Annotated in this window: 19 protein-coding genes; 15 read left to right on the top strand and 4 right to left on the bottom strand. The window is 72.8% G+C overall.

What is annotated here, in order from left to right; translation table 11 throughout:
• The first annotated feature begins 13 nt into the window (after positions 1-13).
• Positions 14-793 (top strand): type I methionyl aminopeptidase, encoded by a 780-nt coding sequence (map, locus tag PIJ49_RS14790; RefSeq protein ID WP_209684942.1) that lies wholly within the window; start codon positions 14-16, stop codon positions 791-793.
• A 211-nt stretch (positions 794-1,004) separates the two neighbouring features.
• On the opposite strand, the gene PIJ49_RS14785 is transcribed toward map, so the two are convergent.
• Positions 1,005-2,282 (bottom strand): LCP family protein, encoded by a 1,278-nt coding sequence (locus tag PIJ49_RS14785; protein ID WP_271826943.1) that lies wholly within the window; start codon positions 2,280-2,282, stop codon positions 1,005-1,007.
• Positions 2,283-2,567: 285 nt separating this feature from the next.
• Between PIJ49_RS14785 and infA the strand changes: the two genes are divergently transcribed.
• The 7 genes from infA (at position 2,568) to PIJ49_RS14750 (ending at position 7,016) form a co-directional block, all read left to right on the top strand.
• The gene (infA, locus tag PIJ49_RS14780; protein ID WP_017885509.1) at positions 2,568-2,789 is read left to right on the top strand and encodes a translation initiation factor IF-1; all 222 of its coding nucleotides are present in this window, start codon (positions 2,568-2,570) and stop codon (positions 2,787-2,789) included.
• A 70-nt stretch (positions 2,790-2,859) separates the two neighbouring features.
• Positions 2,860-2,976, top strand: coding sequence for a 50S ribosomal protein L36 (rpmJ, locus tag PIJ49_RS14775; protein WP_022903266.1), 117 nt, complete (start codon positions 2,860-2,862; stop codon positions 2,974-2,976).
• Positions 2,977-3,125: 149 nt separating this feature from the next.
• Positions 3,126-3,500 (top strand): 30S ribosomal protein S13, encoded by a 375-nt coding sequence (gene rpsM, locus PIJ49_RS14770; protein WP_058728274.1) that lies wholly within the window; start codon positions 3,126-3,128, stop codon positions 3,498-3,500.
• A 9-nt stretch (positions 3,501-3,509) separates the two neighbouring features.
• A complete protein-coding gene (rpsK, locus tag PIJ49_RS14765) occupies positions 3,510-3,908 on the top strand; it encodes a 30S ribosomal protein S11 (protein ID WP_017885507.1) in 399 nt (132 codons plus the stop codon).
• 205 nt (positions 3,909-4,113) lie between these two features.
• Entirely contained in the window at positions 4,114-5,109 is a 996-nt protein-coding gene (locus PIJ49_RS14760; protein WP_066656999.1) for a DNA-directed RNA polymerase subunit alpha, read from the top strand.
• Between the two features lie 66 nt (positions 5,110-5,175).
• A complete protein-coding gene (gene rplQ, locus PIJ49_RS14755) occupies positions 5,176-5,733 on the top strand; it encodes a 50S ribosomal protein L17 (protein WP_271826942.1) in 558 nt (185 codons plus the stop codon).
• Between the two features lie 170 nt (positions 5,734-5,903).
• Positions 5,904-7,016 (top strand): FUSC family protein, encoded by a 1,113-nt coding sequence (locus PIJ49_RS14750; RefSeq protein ID WP_209684907.1) that lies wholly within the window; start codon positions 5,904-5,906, stop codon positions 7,014-7,016.
• Between the two features lie 13 nt (positions 7,017-7,029).
• Here PIJ49_RS14750 and PIJ49_RS14745 read toward each other — a convergent pair whose 3' ends face one another.
• Positions 7,030-8,178, bottom strand: a complete 1,149-nt coding sequence (locus PIJ49_RS14745) for a hypothetical protein (protein WP_271826941.1) — start codon at positions 8,176-8,178, stop codon at positions 7,030-7,032.
• A 106-nt stretch (positions 8,179-8,284) separates the two neighbouring features.
• Here PIJ49_RS14745 and PIJ49_RS14740 point away from each other — a divergent pair, with 106 nt between their 5' ends.
• Positions 8,285-11,488: an AfsR/SARP family transcriptional regulator gene (locus tag PIJ49_RS14740; protein WP_271826940.1), complete on the top strand. Its 3,204-nt coding sequence runs from the start codon at positions 8,285-8,287 to the stop codon at positions 11,486-11,488.
• A gap of 42 nt (positions 11,489-11,530) precedes the next feature.
• On the opposite strand, the gene PIJ49_RS14735 is transcribed toward PIJ49_RS14740, so the two are convergent.
• Both PIJ49_RS14735 and PIJ49_RS14730 read right to left on the bottom strand, forming a co-directional pair.
• A complete protein-coding gene (locus PIJ49_RS14735; protein ID WP_209684910.1) occupies positions 11,531-12,367 on the bottom strand; it encodes an ABC transporter permease in 837 nt (278 codons plus the stop codon).
• A complete protein-coding gene (locus tag PIJ49_RS14730) occupies positions 12,364-13,371 on the bottom strand; it encodes an ATP-binding cassette domain-containing protein (protein ID WP_271826939.1) in 1,008 nt (335 codons plus the stop codon). Before PIJ49_RS14730 ends, PIJ49_RS14735 begins: the two co-directional genes overlap by 4 nt.
• 165 nt (positions 13,372-13,536) lie before the next feature.
• Between PIJ49_RS14730 and truA the strand changes: the two genes are divergently transcribed.
• From truA to glmM, 6 genes are all read left to right on the top strand, one after another.
• Positions 13,537-14,469: a tRNA pseudouridine(38-40) synthase TruA gene (truA, locus tag PIJ49_RS14725; protein WP_251155201.1), complete on the top strand. Its 933-nt coding sequence runs from the start codon at positions 13,537-13,539 to the stop codon at positions 14,467-14,469.
• Complete coding sequence (locus tag PIJ49_RS14720; protein WP_251155202.1) at positions 14,466-15,212, top strand: MBL fold metallo-hydrolase; 747 nt, start codon at positions 14,466-14,468, stop codon at positions 15,210-15,212. Before truA ends, PIJ49_RS14720 begins: the two co-directional genes overlap by 4 nt.
• 139 nt (positions 15,213-15,351) lie before the next feature.
• Complete coding sequence (locus tag PIJ49_RS14715; protein ID WP_271826938.1) at positions 15,352-18,117, top strand: ExeM/NucH family extracellular endonuclease; 2,766 nt, start codon at positions 15,352-15,354, stop codon at positions 18,115-18,117.
• Positions 18,118-18,370: 253 nt separating this feature from the next.
• Entirely contained in the window at positions 18,371-18,817 is a 447-nt protein-coding gene (rplM, locus tag PIJ49_RS14710; RefSeq protein ID WP_022904636.1) for a 50S ribosomal protein L13, read from the top strand.
• Between the two features lie 36 nt (positions 18,818-18,853).
• On the top strand, positions 18,854-19,339 hold the full coding sequence (rpsI, locus tag PIJ49_RS14705) for a 30S ribosomal protein S9 (protein ID WP_271826937.1): 486 nt from the start codon (positions 18,854-18,856) through the stop codon (positions 19,337-19,339).
• A 22-nt stretch (positions 19,340-19,361) separates the two neighbouring features.
• On the top strand, positions 19,362-20,738 hold the full coding sequence (gene glmM, locus PIJ49_RS14700; RefSeq protein ID WP_066656981.1) for a phosphoglucosamine mutase: 1,377 nt from the start codon (positions 19,362-19,364) through the stop codon (positions 20,736-20,738).
• The last annotated feature ends 78 nt before the right edge of the window (positions 20,739-20,816 follow it).

The raw sequence follows: 20,816 nt of genomic DNA, 5'->3' as shown, positions 1-20,816 counted from the left end.
GGAGCTCCGCGCGATGCTCCGTCCCGGATTGCTCACCGAGGCCGCGCTCGTCGCGGTCCGTGCTGCGATCCGCCCGGGCGTCACCACGGGCGAGCTCGACGCGATCGCCGAGCGGACGATCCGCGAGGGCGGTGGCGTCCCGAACTTCCAGCTCGTCCCGGGCTACCGGCACACCCTGTGCGTCTCCGTGAACGACGAGATCGTCCACGGGATCCCCGGCGACCGCGTGCTCGAGCCGGGCGACATCGTCTCGGTCGACGCCGGTGCAGAGGTCGACGGGTGGAACGGTGACAGCGCCTTCACGACGGTGCTCCCCGGCGGCGACGCTCCCGTGACTGCGGCGCGCCAGACGCTCTGCGACACCACGGAGCGCTCGCTCTGGCACGGCATCGCCGCGCTCGCACACGCACGGAACCTCAACGAGGTGGGCGCGGTGATCGAGGACGCCATCGACGAGACGGGCGCCTGGGGCATCGTCGAGGACTTCACGGGGCACGGGATCGGCCGGTCGATGCACGAGGACCCGCCCGTCTTCAACTACCGGGTCCGCGGTGCCGGTCCGGCGGTCCGGCCCGGCTTGGTCGTGGCGATCGAACCGATGGTGACGGCCGGGACGATCGACAGCTCCACGGACGACGACGACTGGACGATCAGGACCCTCGACGGTTCCGACGCGGCGCACTGGGAGCACTCGGTGGCCGTGCACGCCGAGGGCATCTGGGTGCTCACCGCATCGGACGGCGGCGCTTCCGGCCTCGTGCCGCTCGGCGTCACGCCCGTCCCCGTCCCGTAGGGCGACCGGACGCGTCCGGTCCGTGACCGGTGACCGCGCGGTCGGCCGGGAGGCGCGGTGCGACTCCGCGCACCGGCCCGGTCACCGACGACGGCCGGGCCGACGCCGGGACCGCTCCGCGGGCGTCCGCGCCGGTCCCCGGCGGGCTGAGTTCCCGACGGGTTCAGTCCCTGACGCGCTCAGTCCCCGACGGGCGCAGTCCCCGACGCGCTCAGTTGCCGACGGTGCAGGTCTGCTCGGACGCCGACTGACCGGAGATGCTCGAGGGCAGTGGGGTCGCCGTCGGCGTCCCGGCATCGGTCGCCGCATCCGTGGGCGTCCCGGTCGCAGCTCCGCTCACCGCATCGTCCCCCGCGGCCGGCGCGTCGGACGACGGTGCGTCGCTCCCCGGGGTGCCCGCCGCGGTCGGGGACTCCTCCGACGCCCGGCCGGTGGACGAGTCGCTCAGCGAGGTCTTGCGGTCCTGCTGCAGCACGACGTTGAGGTCGTGCGCCGCCGCCTCGTCGACGAGCACGTGCGCGGTGTCGGAGGGGTCGTCGACGACCGGGTACTGCACGAACAGCATGTCCGAGGTGCTCATGCCCCGCAGGGTCGAGGCGAGTCCGACGAGGGTGCGGGTCTGCGCCAGGCCGTCGGAGAGCGTCATGTTCGACAGCGCCGCACCGGCCAGCTTGTAGAGGGTCACCGGGTTCGACAGGGTGCCGTCCGAGGTGACCTTCCGGAGCAGGGCGGACAGGAAGACCTGCTGGGAGCTGATGCGCGCGAGGTCGCTGCCGTCACCGACGCCGTGCCGGCTGCGCAGGAACGCGAGCGCGTCCTGGCCGGCGAGGGTGTGCTGACCGGCCGAGAGCTGCAGGCCGGTGTACGAGTCGTCGATGGGCTTCGCGACGCAGACGTCGACGCCGCCCACGGCGTTCGACATCTCGATCACACCGTCGAAGGTGATGAGTCCGGCGTAGGGGATCGTCAGCCCGGTCAGGTTCTCGACCGTGTCCACGGCGCAGGAGATCCCACCGTGCCCGAGGGACTCGTTGATGAGCTCGCTGTCCACGGCCGGGTACGAGGTGCCCGTCTCGGGGTTCGTGCACGCCGGGATCGGGACCTTGAGGTCGCGGGGGAAGCTGACGGCCGTGAGCTGCTGGTGGTCCTGCGAGATGTGGACGAGGATCGTCACGTCGTTCCGGGCGCCCTCGACGTTCTCGTCCGAGTCGAACTGCCCGACGCGGGTGTCGCTGCCGAGGAGCAGGATGTTCGCGCCGCCCTGCATCGCCGTGATGTCGGCGGTCTTCGCGGTGTTCTGGTCGTCGGTGCTGAGCTCGACCGTGTGCGGTGCCGCGGCGAGCTGTGCGCCGGCGATCGCCGCGACGCTCGTGCCGCTGACCAGGACGACGGCGACCGTGGCCGCGACGAACCCCAGCAGCGTGCCCCATCCGCGACGGCGCGGCAGTCGACCGTGACGGGCGAGGGGGCGGCGGGGCGCGTCAGGCACGTGGTCTCCGATCGGTTCTCCGGCGCGGGCGTCCGGGGTTCAGCGACGGCCAGGCTACGGCGACGGGCCCGTTCCGGACCTCGGAAGCGGCCGCTGATCCACTGTGGACCGTTCAGCTCCGGACGGCGAGCCCCAGACGGAGGGTCGCGGCCCGACCGGCACTTGGCAATCTGCGCCTGATCGCATAGGGTTGATCTTTGGTGTGTCATGCCCTTCGGCGTGGCGCCCGACCCGCAGACCGGCTCGGGGATCACACCGGTAATCCAACCAAGCGACAGTGAGGCTATGGCCAAGAAAGACGGCGTCATCGAGATCGAAGGCTCGGTGCTCGAAGCTCTGCCCAACGCGATGTTCCGCGTTGAGCTGACCAACGGACACAAGGTCCTCGCGCACATCTCCGGGAAGATGCGCCAGCACTACATCCGCATCCTCCCCGAGGACCGCGTGATCGTGGAGCTGAGCCCGTACGACCTGACCCGCGGCCGGATCGTCTACCGCTACAAGTGATCCGCGAGCTGGAAAGGAACGGCTCGGCGAACCCGCCGGGCACGAAGCCAGCGAGCAACAGGAAGCAATCATGAAGGTCAACCCCAGCGTCAAGCCCATCTGCGAGCACTGCCGTGTCATCCGCCGCAAGGGCCGCGTCATGGTGATCTGCAAGAGCAACCCGCGCCACAAGCAGCGCCAGGGCTGAGCTCCCAGCAGGACCCACAACTCAACACTGAACACGCAGTACCAGAACTCCGCCACTGACCTCGGTCGTCGGCGGGGGGACACCTCGGGGCGGAGGCCCGGGCACCGGTACTGCGCCACACCTCCACCGAAAACAGGAGCAGCCAGAACATGGCACGTCTAGCAGGCGTCGACATCCCGCGCGAGAAGCGCGTGGAGATCGCACTCACGTACATCTACGGCGTCGGCCGTACCCGCGCGGTCCAGGCACTCGCCGAGACCGGTATCTCCGGTGACATCCGCGTCAAGGACCTGACCGACGACCAGCTCGTCGCCCTCCGTGACTTCATCGAGGGCAACTTCAAGGTGGAGGGTGACCTCCGCCGCGAGGTCGCCGCCGACATCCGCCGCAAGGTCGAGATCGGTAGCTACGAGGGTCTCCGCCACCGTCGTGGTCTCCCGGTGCGTGGTCAGCGCACCAAGACCAACGCGCGTACCCGCAAGGGACCGAAGCGCACCGTGGCAGGCAAGAAGAAGGCCCGATAGGAGATCATCATGGCTACCCCCAAGACTGCCGCGCGCAAGCCGCGTCGCAAGGAGAAGAAGAACGTCGCCGTGGGCCAGGCCCACATCAAGAGCACGTTCAACAACACCATCGTCAGCATCACCGACCCGTCGGGTGCCGTCCTCAGCTGGGCGTCCTCGGGTGCCGTGGGCTTCAAGGGTTCGCGCAAGTCGACGCCGTTCGCGGCGCAGCTCGCCGCCGAGTCCGCTGCGCGTCAGGCGCAGGAGCACGGCGTCAAGAAGGTCGACGTCTTCGTCAAGGGCCCGGGCTCGGGTCGCGAGACCGCGATCCGCTCGCTCCAGGCCGCTGGCCTCGAGGTCGGCTCGATCAACGACGTCACCCCGCAGGCGCACAACGGCTGCCGCCCGCCGAAGCGTCGCCGCGTCTGACGCGAGGAGCAACCGGCCGTTCCCCGCTCGTCCCCTGACCGGGGCGAGCGGGGCCGGCCATTCCTGGTCGTTCGATCGCGTACGTCGGGCCCTCCCGGCCCCGCGCTGCGCGTGATCACAACTCAACAGACCCGTCGGGGCCCGGTCGGCCCCGTCGTACCGCCGAGTGTCATATAGCGGACACTCCGCCGAAAGGAATCCCACAGTGCTCATTGCACAGCGCCCCACCCTGACCGAGGAGTCGATCTCCGAGCACCGCTCGCGCTTCGTCATCGAGCCGCTCGAGCCGGGCTTCGGTTACACCCTCGGCAACTCGCTGCGCCGCACGCTCCTCTCCTCGATCCCCGGCGCGGCTGTCACCAGCATCCGCATCGACGGCGTCCTCCACGAGTTCAGCACCGTCCCCGGTGTCAAGGAAGACGTCACCGAGATCATCCTCAACATCAAGAGCCTCGTCGTCTCCAGCGAGCACGACGAGCCGATCACCGCGTACCTGCGCAAGCAGGGTGCCGGTCAGGTCACCGCGGCGGACATCTCCGCCCCGGCCGGCGTCGAGATCCACAACCCGGACCTCGTCATCGCGACCCTGAACGACACCGCGCGCTTCGAGCTGGAGCTGACGATCGAGCGTGGCCGCGGCTACGTCTCGGCGACCCAGAACCGCTCGGAGTTCAGCGAGGCCGGGCAGATCCCGATCGACTCGATCTACTCGCCGGTCCTCAAGGTCACCTACCGCGTCGAGGCGACGCGTGCCGGTGAGCGCACGGACTTCGACCGCCTGGTCGTCGACGTCGAGTCGAAGCCGGCGATCACGCCGCGCGACGCCATCGCGTCGGCCGGTCGCACGCTGGTCGAGCTGTTCGGTCTCGCCCGCGAGCTGAACACGGCGGCCGAGGGCATCGAGATCGGCCCCGCGCCGGTCGACGCGGTGCTCTCGAACGAGCTGCAGACCCCGATCGAGGACCTCGACCTGTCGGTGCGCAGCTACAACTGCCTCAAGCGGGAGGGCATCAACACGGTGTCCGAGCTCGTCGCCCTGTCGGAGACGCAGCTCATGAACATCCGCAACTTCGGTCAGAAGTCGGTGGACGAGGTCAAGGACAAGCTCACCGAGCTCGGCCTGTCCCTCAAGGACACCGTCCCCGGATTCGACGGCGCCCACTTCTACAGCGGGTACGACGAGGACGAGTCCAACAACTGACCTCGCGCTCACGCGCACGCGCACCGATGAGTCGGTGCGCACCACCATCACCACTGGAGAACTGACATGCCGAAGCCCACCAAGGGCCCCCGCCTCGGTGGCGGCCCCGCCCACGAGCGCCTGCTCCTGAGCAACCTCGCCAACGCCCTCTTCACGCACGGTCGCATCACGACCACCGAGACGAAGGCCAAGCGCCTGCGTCCCGTCGCCGAGCGTCTCATCACGTTCGCGAAGCGTGGCGACCTGCACGCGCGTCGTCGTGTGATCGCCCAGCTGCGCGACAAGTCCGTCGTGCACACGCTGTTCACGGAGATCGCCCCGCAGGTCGAGGACCGTCAGGGCGGCTACACCCGCATCACGAAGCTCGGCTTCCGCAAGGGTGACAACGCGCCGCTCGCCTCGATCGAGCTCGTCCTCGAGCCGGTGTCGAGCACGCCGGCCCCGGTCAAGCGCGACGCGGCCCCGGCTGCTGCCGCTCCGGCCGAGGAGACCCCGGCCGAGGAGACCCCGGTCGAGTCCACGGAGACGACCGAGGAGTCCGCTCCCGTCGAGGCCGAGACCGAGACCCCGGCTGCCGCCGAGGTCGAGGCCGACGCCGAGGCGAAGTCGGACGACGCCAAGTAGGTCCAGCACCACCACACGGAACCCCCCGCGACCCACGTCGCGGGGGGTTCCGTCGTCCCCGCGGACGGCGTGGCGACGGACGGGAGGCGCGGGGCGGGGCCGCCACGGGCCTCCCGTCCGGAGCGCACCCGCGTCCGCTCCCAGCGTCGCCGCCGTACGGTGATCGCGACATGGCGAGAGCGGAACGGATCACCGGCGCAGGGCGCCGTCTGTGGCGGTGGAGTCGGGACTCCGGCACCCAGCCGCGGTTGTTGCTGGCCGGCAAGGCCGCGCTGGCCGCCACGATCGCGTGGACCCTGGCGAAGTACGCACCGGGCGTCGCCGCGGAGTACCCGTACTACGCACCGCTCGGTGCGATCGTCGCGATGCGCACGACCGTCTTCGCGGGGATCCGGGCCGGCGTCCAGACGCTGGTCGGCATCACGCTCGGCATCCTGATCGCCGGGTTCACGATGCTCATCGGCGATCCCGGGGTCATCGCGGTCGCGCTCGTCGTCGGCCTCGGGGTGCTCGTCTCGGGCTTCCGGATCCTGGGCGAGGGGTACTCGTGGGTGCCGATGGCGGCGCTCTTCGTGCTCCTCATCGGCGGCGGCAACGCGGAGGGCTACTCGTTCGCGTACGTCGTGCAGATGGCGATCGGCATCGGCATCGGGCTCGCGGTGAACTTCGCCGTGGTCCCCCCGCTGCACTTCTGGGACGCCGAGCGCCGCATCGACCAGGTGAACGCCGTGCTCGCGCAGCAGCTCGACGACCTGGCGGACGTGCTCGACGAGGGCGAGCCGGACACCGGTGCCTGGGACCGTCAGCAGGAGCGGCTGGACAAGGCGATCGCCGAGGTCCGGGACCGCGTCTCGACGGCGCAGGAGGCGCGCCGGATGAACCCCCGGAGCGTGCTGCGGGGGCCGCGTGCGCGCCTGCAGACCGACGGCGCGCGCTTCCGGGCGCTCGAGCGCGTCGCCTGGTACACGACCGACCTCACCGAGCTGGTCGCCCGTTCGGGTCCGGTCGCGGAGAACATCGGGCGGCCGGACCCGGCGTTCGCAGGACCCTTCGCGGCCGCGCTCCGGAAGGTCGCCTGCGTGGTTCGCGGTGACTGCGAGGAGGACGGGGCGGACGAGTCGATCGCCGACCTCGAGCGCGCCATCGACGCCAGTGACGCGGACCCGTCGCAGGTGACGGTGACCTCCAGCGCGATCGTCGCGCTGCGCGGGGTGCTCGAGTCCGAGAAGCGGGCGACCGCCGACGTCGACACCGAGACCGGGCCCTCGGGACGACAGCGCTAGCGAGCGCCCCCGGTCAGCCGCGCGAGGCCGTCGCCCAGCGCTCGACGGCCTCGGCGGTGTCCGGGGCCACCGCGCGCATCAGGACGAAGTGCTCCCACGTACCACCGTCCGACACGACGTCGAGGGTGCACGCGGTGTCGTCGCACGTCCGCCAGGCGCCGTCGCCGTCGCCGAGGCCGTCGAGGTCGATCCGCCCGTCGCGGTCGATCGTGCCCGCGGCCAGGCGCTGCTCCACCGCCCAGCCACCGTTCGGAAGGCGGTCGTACTGCGCCTGCTGCTGGTCGTACCGCGGATCGGACTCGGCGGGCGCCACGAAGCCGCACGACGCTCCCGACAGACGGTCGAGCGCGTGCTCGACCGTCGTCGGAGCGACGTCGGTGCCCTCGAGTGCCCAGCGGAGCGTGGTGTCCGTGACCGCGTCCACGTTGTCGGCGACGCAGGGCGGCAGGCTGCCGTCGACGTGCTCGTCGACGCGGGCGGTGGTGACGGGGCTCGTGCGCACGGCGTCGCCGACCTGCTCGACGAGAGCGCGGAAGGGGGCGTCGAGTGCCGCCTCGGTCGTGTCCGGGTCGTCCTGGACGCGCTGCGCCAGGACCTGCACCCAGGCGTCACCGACGAGCACGTCGGAGACGCAGTACACGACCGCGGCGTCGCTCGCGCTGCAGCTCGGACCGCCGTCCAGGACGCCGGTCAACCCGGACGCGGCGAGGTCCTGGTACTCCGCCGTGGCGTCGGGCAGCACCGTGACGCGCACGCCCTCGTAGCGGGGGTCGTCGATCGTCCCGAGCACGGTGCCGTCGAGCGGTGCGACGCCGGTGGTCGACGTGCAGGAGGAGCCACCGGCGACCACGGGTGCCCAGTCGGCGGCCGCGACGTGCGGGACGTCGGCGAGGGCGACCGCACGCGCGCCGGGGACGACGGCGTCGACTGCTGCTGCGGGCAACAGCGCCGAGCAGTCCGGTGTGCCGTCGCCGGCGGGGGCCGTCCCGAAGTCCACGGTCACCTCCGCGGACGGGCTGCTGCTCGGCGCGGACGACGCGAGCGGGCCGGAGGCGCTCGGTGTCGCGCCCTCGGTCGACGGCGACGAGCAGGCGGTGACCGCGAGGAGCACGGCGACGGACACGGCGGGTACGGCCGCGCAGCGGGTACGAGGGAAGCCCATGTCCGTGACGCTAGCCCGTCGCGTGTCACGGACCGGTGACGACCACGTGCTCGCCGGTCACGATCGGGTGACGGCGTCCTCGCACGGCCGGAACTAGGATCGGGTCGTGCCCGTCGCGTCCCGTGTCGCCGTCCTCGGACCGGTGACGGTGGCGGGCCCGGACGGTGCCGCGGTCGCCGTTCCCGGTGCGCTCGCGCGGTCGTTCCTGACCGCGCTGGTGCTCGCACCCGGCCGTGCACTCGGCACCGACGCCCTGATCGACGAGCTCTGGGGTGCGGACCGGCCGAGGAGTGCCCGGGCGGCCCTGCAGACCCTGGTCTCCCGACTGCGCCGGACGACGGCGGACGGTCTCGTCGTGTCGACCAGCACGGGGTACGCGCTCGGTGGTGACCCAGCGGACGTCGACCTCGTCGCCGCGGAGCGGGCCGTGCACGCACCCGACACCGCAGCGGTGCGGGGAGCGCTCGGCCGGTGGCGGGGTGCACCGGGTGCGGACGTCGACGGGGACCTGGGCTCGGCGCTCGCCGACCGCGCGGCCGCGGTCGAGCACGCCCTGCGTCGGCGGCTCGCCGTCCTGCTGCTCGAGGACGGCGACGCCGCCGCCGCTGCGACCACCTGGCTCGCCGAGGTCGACGCGGCGCCCTTCGACGACACGGCGGTCGGCGGAGCGATGCGCGCCCTCGACGTCGACGGGCGGACCCCGGAGGCACTCGCGGTGTTCGCCGCGCACCGCGGACGGCTGGCGGACGGACTCGGGGCCGACCCGTCCGCGGAGCTCGTGCGGCTGAACGCCGAGCTCCTGCGCCGGTCGGCGTCCGCGACCGACCACCCGGTCCGGCGGACCGGGCTCCGGGTCGCGCCGAACGAGCTCGTCGGGCGGCAGGACGACGTCGCGACGGTGTCCCGATCGCTCGCCGAGCACCGCCTGGTCACGGTGCTCGGCCCGGGCGGGCTCGGCAAGACGCGCCTGGCGCAAGCCGTCGCCGCCGCGCTGCCCCCGACGACGGGCGTCGTCGTCTGCGAGCTCGCACCGATCGACGACGGCGAGGACCTGCTGCCTGCCCTCGGCGCACTGCTCGGGATCGCCGAGGTCCGGACGGCGCGCATGCTGCAGGACGCGGTCGTCACCGACCTGTGGGGCCGGGTGGTGCGTGCCCTCGACGACGGACCGACGGTGCTCGTGCTCGACAACTGCGAGCACCTGCTGCAGGCCGTGGCCCGCTGCACGGCCGACCTGCTCGCCGCCGTGCCCGGGCTGCGGGTGCTCACGACGTCCCGGGCACCGCTCGCCATCGCGGGCGAGGTCGTCGCACCCCTCGGACCGCTGCCGGTCGAGGCCGACGGTGCGGCGGTCCGGCTGTTCACCGAACGCGCCCGTGCCGCTCGGCCCGGTGCGGTGCTGCCCGTGGACGCGGTGCGCAGGATCTGCACCCGGCTCGACGGGTCGCCGCTCGCCATCGAGCTCGCCGCCGCCCGCATCCGGGGGATGTCGGTCGACGAGGTCGAACGGCGGCTCGACGACCGCTTCGCCCTGCTGCGCGGTGGTGACCGGAGCGCTCCCGAACGGCACCGCACCCTGCTCGCCGTCATCGAGTGGAGCTGGCGGCTCCTCGACGAGGGCGCCCAGGACCTGCTGACCCGCCTCGCACTGTTCCCCGACGGTGTCGCGGTCGAGGCCGTCGAGTCGGTGGCGGAGCCCGGACGGCGGTGGGACGCGCTCGACGACCTCGCCGACCTGGTGGAACAGTCCCTCGTGCAGCTCGTCGAGGTCGAGGGGGAGCCGGTCCGCTACCGACTGCTCGAGACCGTGCGCGAGTTCGGCGCCGCACGCCTGGCGGCGCGGGGCACCACCGAGGCCGTGCGGGCGGCCATGACCGCGTGGGGCCGGGAGCTGTCGGCAGCGCGCAACCTGTTCGCAGTGCGGGGTCCGGCGCAGCTCGTCGCGTTCACCGAGGTCCGCCGCGAGGCCGACACGCTCGTCACCCTGCTGCGCTGGGCGATCCGCGCCGACGACGTGCCGACGGTGGCGCACGTCTTCGCGGCCCTCGGCGGGTACTGGACGCTCCGCGGGCTGCACCGCGAGGTCGCCGCGACCGCACCCGACGTCGTCGCGGCGCTGCGGTCGCGCGTGCCGGCGCCGGCCGACCGCACCGCGACGGTGATCGGCCTCGTGATGTGCGGTGCGACCGCGGTGTTCACCGACCTCCGCACCACCGCCCGGGCGATCAGCGGACTCCGGGAGCTGCACCGCTCCGGGCGTGCCGAGGACCCGGTCGTCGACGCGCTCGCCGGGCTCCTGCTCGCCCTGCCGCGACCCGAGCAGGGCTCCGCCGCGCTGGCACGGCTGCGTGCCCACCGGGAGCCCGCGGTCGCCCTGCTCGGCCACCTGCTCAGCGCGCCGCTGGCCGAGAACGACGGCGACCCGGCCGGGGCGCTGCGGTACATCCGGCGTGCGGAGGAGCTGGCACGGACGACCGGAGCGGCCTGGACCACGGGCACCGTCGCGGTCACGCTGACCCAGCTGCTCGCGCAGTCCGGGCGGTACCGGGAGTCCCTCGCCGCCGCCGTCACCGCCCGGGAGGACCTCGAGCTGTTCGGGGCGGAGGACGACCTGTACGAGATCGGGTGGACCGTCGGTCTCGCCTCGGCCGCGACCGGCGACGTCGACCGTGCACGTGCCGTCGCAGCGGACCTGCGGCACCGGCCCGACGGCGGCCGCGGCGGGTTCGACGACCGCGGGCTGATCGCCGTGCTCGCGGTCGCGATCACCGCCGAGTGCGCGCGGTACGAGGGCGACCTCGCCGGGGCCGCGGCGGCCTACGCCGCGGCCTGGGACGTCGTGCAGCCCGGTCGCGGACCCGCCGCGCACTGGGCGCTGACGGCGGGGGCGGCACGCATCGCGGCGGTGGACGAGGCGGGCGCGGGCCGGACCGACGGCGCGGCCCCGGGCCTCCCGGCAGCCGAACTGGCGGTCGCCCGCCGGATCCGTGTCGGCACCCTCGTGCAGCTGCGGCTCCGCCAGGCCCGCCGGGACGTGCCCGTCATCGGGACGGCCCTCGCCGGGCTCGCGATCGCGTACGCGCGCGCCGGACGTCCGGACACGGCTGCCGCGTGCTGGGGCACGCTCACGCGGATCGGCTCGCGGCAGGACTTCGCGGTGCTCGCGCACGCCCGGCTGCGACCGCTGCTCGCCGAGGCCGTGGGGGAGCCGGCGCTCGCCGACGCCGAGACGGCCGCGGCCGGCAGGGACCGGACCGAGGCCGTCTCGTGGGTGCGGCGCGTGCTCGAGGACGCTCGCCTGCCCGGCTGACCGGCGCTCGGGCCGTCCTCCCCCGGACGGTCGCCCGGACCGTCAGGCCTTCCGCATGTACGCGCGGACCGTCAGCGGGGCGAACACCGCGACGACCACGGCCGCGCCGAGCAGGCTCAGCCAGAGGTCGCCGCCGACCACGCCGTGGTTCACCAGGTCGCGCACCGCGGTGATGAGGTGCGAGACCGGGTTGACCTCGGTGAACCAGCGCAGCCAGGCGGGCAGCGTGTCGGTCGGGACGAAGGCGTTCGACAGGAACGTCAGCGGGAACAGCACGAGGTTCGCGATGCCGGAGACGCTCGACGCGGTCCGGGCGATGACCCCGAAGTACGCGAAGACCCAGCTGATCGCCCACGCCACCACGATGACGAGCAGCGCCGCGAGGAGCACGGCGCCGAGTCCGCCGGCGGGGCGCAGCCCCATGACGATGCCCACCACGAACGTGATCGTCGTCGCGATGGCGTAGCGGACGGTGTCGGCGAGCAGGGCCCCGGCGAGCGGGGCGATCCGGGCGATCGGGAGCGACCGGAACCGGTCGAACACGCCCTTGTCCATGTCCTCGCGGAGCTGCACGCCGGTGACGACCGACGACGTGATCGCCGTCTGCACGAGGATGCCGGGGATGATCACGGGCAGGTAGCTGCCGACGTCGCCGGAGATCGCGCCGCCGAAGATGTACGTGAACATCACCGTGAAGACGATCGGCATGAGCGTGACGTCGAACAGCTGCTCGGGGGTCCGGCGGATCTTCACGAGTCCGCGGTACGCCATCGTGAACGACTGGCGGACGGTGGCGGCCGGGCCGGTGCCGCCGATCCCGGGTCGGGGTGTCACGCGGGGCGACGACGTGGTGGTGGGGGTCGGGGCGAGGGTGGTCATGCGGGGCTCCCTTCGAGCGCGCGCTCGGACTCGGTGTCGGTGTCGGCGTCCGCGGACGTCGGCGAGCCGGTGATGGTGAGGAAGACCTCGTCGAGGGTCGGCTTCTGCACGCTCATCTCGGCGAGGGAGACGCCCGCGTCGCGGAACGACACGAGCAGGTCGGTGACCCGGTCGGGCGCCGTCATCGGGGCGGTGAGCCGCGCGCCCTCCGGGCTGACGACCGCCGGGGTGCCGAGCACGCGCTCGACGAGCGACGCCGCGGTCGCGAGGTCGTCCGCATCCGCGTCCGCCAGGCGGAGCTGCAGCGAGGCCGTGCCGACCGAGGACTTCAGCTCGTCCGCGGTGCCCTCGGCCACGACACGTCCGTGGTCGATGACGGCGATGCGGTCGGCGAGCTGGTCGGCCTCGTCGAGGTACTGCGTCGTGAGCAGGACGGTCGACCCGGTCGCGACGAGCTCGCGGATCGTGTCCCACATCTGCGCCCGGGTGCGCGGGTCGAGGCCGGTCGTCGGCTCGTCGAGGAAGATGAGCGGCGGCTGCGCGATGAGGCTCGCCGCCAGGTCGAGCCGGCGGCGCATGCCCCCGGAGAACTTCTTGAGCGGACGCGACGCCGCCTCGGACAGCCCGAAGCGCTCGAGCAGCTCGACCGCCTTGCGCTTCGCGTCGCCGCGGGAGAGGCCGAGCAGCCGCGCGAAGATGACGAGGTTCTCGGTGGCGCTGAGGGTCTCGTCGACGCTCGCGTACTGCCCCGTCACCCCGATCAGGGAGCGGACCGTCTGCGGCTCGCGGCGGACGTCGTGCCCGAAGACGCGGGCCTCGCCGCCGTCCGGCCGCAGCAGGGTCGCGAGCATCGAGATGGTGGTCGTCTTGCCGGCGCCGTTCGGGCCGAGCACGCCGTAGACCGTGCCGGCCTCGACGCGGAGGTCGACCCCGTCCACGGCACGGTTGCTGCCGAACGTCTTGACGAGGCCGGTCGCCTCGACGGCGAGTGGTGTGGTGGTCATCGCACAGGTCCTTTCGTCGATGTCGGGACGATCGTGCCGCCGGCCGCTCACGCGGCACTGACGTGGCGCTGACACGGTCGGACGCTCTCCGTCAGCGGGGCGGGCGCGGTCGTCGTCGGCGGGGCCGGACGGGAGGCCCGTCCCGGCCCCGGTACGCTCGCTCCCGTGGCAGGGACGGACGACTCGGGTGCCGGTGTCGGCGGTGCCGTGCGGCTGCGGCTGGACGTCGCCTACGACGGGGCCGCGTTCTCCGGCTGGGCCCGGCAGCCCGGCCTGCGGACCGTGCAGGGCGCGCTCGAGTCCGCGCTCGCCACGGTCTTCACCCGGTGGGGCGCGCCGCCGCAGCTGACGGTCGCCGGTCGGACGGACGCCGGGGTGCACGCCACCGGGCAGGTCGCCCACGTCGACCTGACCGCGGAGCAGTGGGGTGCGCTCACCCGTCCGCGGCGGTCGTCGCCGGACGGCCCTCCTCGCACCTCGCTCGACGGACTCGTCAAGCGCGTGAACGGTCTCGCCGGGGCGACGGGCGACGTCGTCGTCACGCGCGCGTCGGTCGCACCGGACGGCTTCGACGCCCGGTTCTCCCCGCTCTGGCGGCGCTACGAGTACCGGGTGGCGGACGCCGACGCCCCGCGCGACCCACGTCGCCGCGGGCACACGCTCTGGCACCCGACGCGCCTCGACCCGGCGGCGATGGAGCGCGGTGCGCTGACGTTGCTCGGGCTGCACGACTTCGCGACCTTCTGCAAGCCGCGCGAGGGCGCGACCACGATCCGGACGCTGCAGGAGTTCCGCTGGGACCGCGAGCCGGACGGCGTGCTGGTGGCGCGCCTCCAGGCCGACGCGTTCTGCCACTCCATGGTGCGGGCGATGGTCGGGGCGACCATCGCCGTCGGGGAGGGCCGCTTCGGCCCGGACCGCCTCGAGGAGCTGCGGGTCGCGCAGCAGCGCACGAGCGCGTTCAAGGTCGCACCCGCGGCCGGTCTGACCCTCACCGAGGTGGGCTACCCGGGGGACGACGAGCTCGCGGCCCGGGCGGCGCAGACCCGTGCGCGCCGGACGGACGACGAGCCGGACGCCGGTACCGTCGGGGGATGAGCTCCCGCAGGCCCCGGTCCGTCGTCTCCGTGGCACCCGGTGTGGTGTTCGTCGAGGGGCCGGTCTCGAACTGGGTCGTGCTCGCCGAGGAGGACGGCGTCGCGCTGATCGACGCGGGCTACCCCGCGGACACCGCGCTCGTCCTCGACACCGTGCGCTGGGCGGGGCACGACCTCGGCGACCTCCGACGCATCTACGTCACGCACGGGCACGTCGACCACATCGGGGGCATCCCGGGGATCCTCGAGCGGTACCCGCACGTGCAGGTCCTGGCGCACGCCGACGAGCTCGACAACGTGCGCGGGCCGCAGCGGCAGCAGGTCCGGCCGGCGGAGATCGGCGGGCGTCTCGCCGCACCGCGGACGTTCCGCTGGCTGGCGCGGGCCGTCGGTTCCGACGCCCTGCGTCCCGTGACCGTCCCCACCGCCCGGGCCTTCACCGCGCACGACTTCGCGGGGCGTGCGATGACGCCGTTCCCCGCCGTCGGGCACACGGCCGGCTCGACCGCGTACCTGTTGCCGGCCGCGAACGCGATCGTCACCGGGGACGCGGTCGTCTCGCACCACGACACGCTCCCGGGGTCGTGGCAGCCGCGGCCACGCATGATCACGCCGTTCTTCACCGCGGACCAGGCGACGGCGCTCGAGTCCGCACGGGCGCTGCCGATCCCGGAGATCGTGCTGCCCGGGCACGGACCGGCCGTGCACCGGGTCGGCAGCGGGTGGGTGCCGGTCGCCGGCTGAGCGCGCCGCCGGGCACCGTCCCGTCGCCACGCTGCGCACCCCGGACGGGGGTGGACCGGATCGTTCACCTGCCGGAAACCTGAGTGGCCCCGCAGGTCGCTAGCGTGCTGGAGTCCCCCTCCTCCTGCCGAAGGTCAGCATGCCCAACCTCCTGCGGCGCACCGTGCTGTGCGCCACGGTGGCAGCGACGCTCGTCGCCGCCCCGCTCGTCTCCGTCTCCACCGCCGTCGCGGACCCCGCGGGCGCCGGCCTCGTCATCGCCGAGGCGTACCTGAAGGGCGGCAGCGTGAACCAGCCGTTCACGAACAAGTTCGTCGAGATCGCGAACCCGACCGACACCGCCGTCGCCGTGGACGGGTGGTCGATCCAGTACCGGGCCGCCGCGAACACCGGCACGCCGTCGGTCGGCAAGCTCGCCGGCACCGTCCCCGCACACGGGTCGTACCTCGTGCAGATGGGCTCGAACGGGACGAACGGCCAGGCGCTGCCCACCCCCGACGCCGTGACCGGCCTCAACCCGTCCGGGTCGACCGGCACGCTCGTCCTGTCCGACCAGGCCACGGCGCTCACGCTGCCGGTCGGCTCGGTCACCACCGGGACGCCCGGCGTCGTCGACCTGCTGGGCTACGGCACGTCGAACACGTTCGAGACCGCCGTCGCGCCGACCGGGACGGCGAACTCCGTGCCGGACGCGCTGCACCGCGACGGCACCGCCGACACCGACTCCAACGCGGCGGACTTCGCCCTGGGCTCCTCGGTGACCCCGGAGAACTCCGGCGGGTCCGGCACGACGCCGACCGACCCGGGCGCCCCCACCGATCCGGGCACCCCCACCGACCCCGGCACGCCGACCACGCCTGCCGAAGCGGTCACGATCGCCCAGCTGCAGGGCACGGGTCCCGCGTCGCCGTACGTGGGGAAGCGCGTCGTCACCGAGGGCGTCGTGACCGCGGTCTACGCCACGGGTGGGCTGAACGGCTACACGATCCAGACCGCCGGTACGGGCGGGGCGGTCGACCTCGCCACCCACACCGCGTCGGACGCCGTGTTCGTGTTCTCCGCCGCGACCGCGGGCAGCGTCGCCATCGGGGACGCCGTGCGCCTCACGGGCACGGTCGCCGAGTACAACGGCCTCACCGAGCTCGAGGTCGGCTCGACCGCCGACGTCGAGGAGCTCCCCGCCGCGGGCGTCGTGCAGCCGGTCCCGGCCACGCTGACCCTGCCGCGCACGGACGCGCAGCGCGAGTCGCTCGAGAGCATGCTGATCGCGCCGCAGGGCGACTACACGGTCGCCGACAACTACACGACGAACCAGTACGGCGAGATCGCGCTCGCCGCGGGCACGAAGCGCCTGATCCAGCCGACCGAGGTCGCCCGCCCGGGCAGCGCCGAGGCCGCGGAGGTCGCCGCCGACAACGCCGCACGCACGGTGGTCCTCGACGACGGCGCGAGCACGAACTTCCTCAGCGCCGCGAACCAGTCGGTCCCGGTGTCCTGGCTCACGCAGGGCCCGGTCACGGTCGGTGCCGCAGCGACCTTCTCGGAGCCGGTCGTCCTCGACTACCGCAACGACACCTGGAAGTTCCAGCCGACGTCGCCGATCACCGGTGCGACGCCCGCGGCAGACCTGCCCGCGTCGTTCTCGCAGGTCCGCACCGCGGCACCCGAGGACGTCGGTGGGGACCTCAAGCTCGCCGGGTTCAACGTGCTGAACTACTTCCCGACCACGGGCGACCAGCTCACCGGCTGCACGTACTACACCGACCGCGACGGCAACCCCGTGACCGTCCGCGGTGGCTGCGACGCCCGTGGCGCCGCGAACGCCGACGACCTCGAGCGCCAGCAGGTGAAGATCGTGAAGGCGATCAACGCCCTCGGTGCCGACGTGGTCTCCCTCGAGGAGATCGAGAACTCAGCACGGTTCGGCAAGGACCGCGACGCCGCCGTCGGCACGCTCGTCTCGGCGCTGAACGCGGCGACCGGCCAGGACACCTGGGCGTACGTGCCGTCCCCGGCGGTGCTGCCCGCGAGCGAGGACGTCATCCGCCTCGCCCTCATCTACAAGCAGGACCGCGTCGCACCCGTCGGCGAGTCGACCATCCTCGACGACCCGGCCTTCGTGAACGCCCGCCAGCCCGTCGCGGACGCCTTCCGCCCGGTCGGCGGGGACGCGGACGACGACTTCCTGGTGATCGCGAACCACTTCAAGTCGAAGGGCTCCGGCTCGGGCGCGGACGCCGACCAGGGCGACGGCCAGGGTGCCTCGAACGCGTCCCGCGTGGCACAGGCGACGGCGCTCGCCGCGTTCTCGACCACCGAGCAGGAGAAGTACGGCACCGACAGGGTGTTCATGCTCGGCGACTTCAACGCCTACAGCGAGGAGGACCCGATGGTCGTCCTGCGCGACGCCGGCTACACCGACCTCGGGCCGGCGAAGGACCCGACCGAGTACTCCTACGTGTTCAGCGGCCTGAGCGGTTCGCTCGACCACGTGCTGGCCTCACCCGCGGCGCTCGAGGCCGTGACCGGCGTGGACATCTGGAACATCAACTCGACCGAGTCGGTGGGCCTGGAGTACAGCCGGTACGACTACAACGTCACCGACCTGTACCGCGACGACGTGTACCGGGCGAGCGACCACGACCCGATCCTGGTCGGCTTCGACCTGGCCGAGGACGAGACCCCGACGCCGGGTGACGGTGGCACGCCGGGCAACGGCGGGACCCCCGGCGGACCCGGCCACGGCGGCGACCACCCGGGCAAGCCGGGTCACGGTGACGGGAAGCCGGGCAAGCCCGGCCACGGTGACGGGAAGCCGGGCGGGCCGGGTCACGGTGGCTTCGTCGCGGACGTCGTCCGTGTCGTGCTCGGTGTGTTCGGCTGGCTGCGTGGGCTGTTCGGCTGAGGTGACCGCGGCCCGGACGTGACCGTGTGACGGACGGGAGGCGCGGTGTCGGACGGCACCGCGCCTCCCGTCCGTCACGGCCCCGTTCGACAAGGCGAGCCGCGTCGGGTAGGCTCTCACCTTGGTCTGTGCGCCCCGTGCGCCGGACAGTCAGATGAGCCCTCCACCGGGCAGTTCCACGAGCATCGCCCGCGGAACACCCACCGGAGCGGGATTCACGGACTCCTCACCTCGACACGAAAGCAGCACTCCTGTGACTCGTACGTTCTCCCCGAAGCCGGCAGACGTCCAGCACGACTGGATCGTCATCGACGCGACCGACGTCGTCCTCGGCCGTCTCGCCACCCACGCCGCGGCGCTCCTGCGCGGCAAGCACAAGGCCACCTTCGCCCAGCACATGGACATGGGTGACTACGTCATCATCATCAACGCGGACAAGGTCGCCCTCACCGGCTCCAAGCTCGCGAAGAAGGTCTACTACCGTCACTCGGGCTACCCGGGCGGCCTCACGGCGACCTCCTACCCGGAGATGCTCGAGAAGCACCCGACCCGCGCCGTCGAGAAGGCGATCCGCGGCATGCTGCCGAAGAACACCCTCGGCCGTGAGCAGCTCAAGAAGCTGAAGGTCTACGCCGGCGCAGAGCACCCGCACGCCGCGCAGCAGCCCAAGGCGTACACCTTCGACCAGGTCGCACAGTAGTTCCGGCCACGACGACTTCAAGGACTGATAAAACTCATGGCTCAGATCGCTGACTCCCTCGACCAGACCCCGGAGAGCTTCACCACCGAGAGCGCCCCGGCGTCCTCGGAGGCCGCTCCCCGCCAGATCCTCAACGTCTCGGGCGGTGCCGTCGGGCGCCGCAAGGAGGCCATCGCCCGCGTGCGCCTCGTCCCCGGTGGCGGCTCGTTCACGGTCAACGGCCGCACGCTCGAGGACTACTTCCCGAACAAGCTGCACCAGCAGCTGATCAACGACCCGTTCAAGGTGCTCGATCTCCTCGGCGCCTACGACGTCGTCGCTCGCATCACCGGTGGTGGCCCCTCGGGTCAGGCCGGTGCGCTCCGCCTCGCCATCGCGCGTGCGCTGAACGAGATCGACCGCGAGAACAACCGCGCCACCCTCAAGAAGGCCGGCTTCCTCACCCGTGACGCCCGCGTCATCGAGCGCAAGAAGGCCGGTCTCAAGAAGGCCCGCAAGGCGTCGCAGTTCTCGAAGCGCTAGTCGCGCGACGAACCCGATCGCAATGCCGCGTCTGTTCGGTACCGACGGTGTTCGTGGACTCGCCAACGGCGAGCTGACGGCCGCGCTGGCTCTGGGTCTCGCCCAGGCCAGCGCGGCCGTGCTCACACACGGACACCATGCGGACGCCCGCCGGGCGTCCGGTCGACCGCGCCCCCGCGCGGTCCTGGCGCGCGACCCGCGCGTCTCCGGTGAGTTCCTGGGTGCCGCGGTCGCGGCCGGTCTCGCCTCCGCCGGTGTCGACGTGCTCGACGCCGGGGTCATCCCCACCCCCGCTGCGGCGTTCCTCGTCGCGGACATCGACGCCGACTTCGGCGTGATGATCTCCGCGTCCCACAACCCCGCGCCCGACAACGGGATCAAGTTCTTCGCCACGGGCGGCCGCAAGCTGCCGGACGAGGTCGAGGACCGCATCGAAGCGGCCATGCACGACCAGTCCGCCCCGACGCCCACGGGCGGCGACGTCGGCCGGATCACCCGCTTCGCCGACGCTGAGGACCGCTACGTCGTCCACCTGCTCGGCACGCTGCCGCACCGGCTCGACGGCCTGCACGTCGTGCTCGACTGCGCGAACGGTGCCGCCGCGGGCGTCTCGCCCGAGGTCTTCGTCAACGCCGGCGCTCGCGTCACGCTCATCGGCGCGGACCCGGACGGCATGAACATCAACGACGGTGTGGGCTCGACCCACATCGACAACCTCGCCGCCGCCGTGCTGGCGCACGGCGCCGACGTGGGCATCGCGCACGACGGCGACGCCGACCGCTGCCTCGCGGTGGACGCCGCCGGCAACGCCGTCGACGGCGACCAGATCATGGCGATCCTGGCGCTCTCGCTCCAGGAGCGGGGCCGGCTCGCCGACGACACGCTCGTCGCGACCGTCATGTCGAACCTCGGGCTCAAGCGGGCCATGGCGGACGCGGGCATCACGGTGCTCGAGACCGGCGTGGGCGACCGCTACGTGCTCGAGAAGATGAACGAGGGTGGCTTCTCGCTCGGTGGCGAGCAGTCCGGCCACATCATCTTCAACGACTACGCCACCACCGGTGACGGCGTGCTGACGGGCCTGCACCTGGTGGCCGAGATGGCCCGCACGGGCAAGAGCCTGCAGGAGCTCGCGTCGTGCATGACCGTCTTCCCGCAGGTGCTCCTCAACGTGCGCGGTGTCGACCGCCACGGGCTGGACGACCAGGGCGTGCAGGACGCGATCGCCGCGGCGACCGAGGCCCTCGGCGACGCCGGTCGGGTGCTGCTGCGCCCGTCGGGCACCGAGCCCGTCGTCCGCGTGATGGTCGAGGCGGCGTCGCAGGAGGATGCCCAGCGGGTCGCCGAGGAGCTGGCCGCCGTCGTGCGCGACCGGCTGGCGATCGACGCGGCCGCGTAGGGCACTCGCACGCGACGTCCCGGGTCGTCGGAACAACCGGAAGCGGCTCGGGGGGGGGGGGGGGGGTGGGGGGGGGGG

The organism is Curtobacterium uvaldense (genome assembly GCF_028307415.1).
Taxonomy (GTDB): Bacteria; Actinomycetota; Actinomycetes; order Actinomycetales; family Microbacteriaceae; genus Curtobacterium.
This window is presented reverse-complemented; position numbering and strand designations above follow the sequence as displayed.

What these genes read in the sequence shown, in the direction of transcription:
- infA (WP_017885509.1), top strand. Translation starts at nt 2,568, where the DNA reads ATGGCCAAGAAAGACGGCGTCATCGAGATCGAAGGCTCGGTGCTCGAA.
- map (WP_209684942.1), top strand. Translation starts at nt 14, where the DNA reads ATGCTCCGTCCCGGATTGCTCACCGAGGCCGCGCTCGTCGCGGTCCGT.
- rplQ (WP_271826942.1), top strand. Translation starts at nt 5,176, where the DNA reads ATGCCGAAGCCCACCAAGGGCCCCCGCCTCGGTGGCGGCCCCGCCCAC.
- PIJ49_RS14745 (WP_271826941.1), bottom strand. Translation starts at nt 8,178, where the DNA reads ATGGGCTTCCCTCGTACCCGCTGCGCGGCCGTACCCGCCGTGTCCGTC.
- PIJ49_RS14730 (WP_271826939.1), bottom strand. Translation starts at nt 13,371, where the DNA reads ATGACCACCACACCACTCGCCGTCGAGGCGACCGGCCTCGTCAAGACG.
- glmM (WP_066656981.1), top strand. Translation starts at nt 19,362, where the DNA reads ATGCCGCGTCTGTTCGGTACCGACGGTGTTCGTGGACTCGCCAACGGC.
- PIJ49_RS14715 (WP_271826938.1), top strand. Translation starts at nt 15,352, where the DNA reads ATGCCCAACCTCCTGCGGCGCACCGTGCTGTGCGCCACGGTGGCAGCG.
- rpsI (WP_271826937.1), top strand. Translation starts at nt 18,854, where the DNA reads ATGGCTCAGATCGCTGACTCCCTCGACCAGACCCCGGAGAGCTTCACC.
- PIJ49_RS14720 (WP_251155202.1), top strand. Translation starts at nt 14,466, where the DNA reads ATGAGCTCCCGCAGGCCCCGGTCCGTCGTCTCCGTGGCACCCGGTGTG.
- PIJ49_RS14750 (WP_209684907.1), top strand. Translation starts at nt 5,904, where the DNA reads ATGGCGAGAGCGGAACGGATCACCGGCGCAGGGCGCCGTCTGTGGCGG.
- rpsK (WP_017885507.1), top strand. Translation starts at nt 3,510, where the DNA reads ATGGCTACCCCCAAGACTGCCGCGCGCAAGCCGCGTCGCAAGGAGAAG.
- PIJ49_RS14735 (WP_209684910.1), bottom strand. Translation starts at nt 12,367, where the DNA reads ATGACCACCCTCGCCCCGACCCCCACCACCACGTCGTCGCCCCGCGTG.
- rpmJ (WP_022903266.1), top strand. Translation starts at nt 2,860, where the DNA reads ATGAAGGTCAACCCCAGCGTCAAGCCCATCTGCGAGCACTGCCGTGTC.
- rpsM (WP_058728274.1), top strand. Translation starts at nt 3,126, where the DNA reads ATGGCACGTCTAGCAGGCGTCGACATCCCGCGCGAGAAGCGCGTGGAG.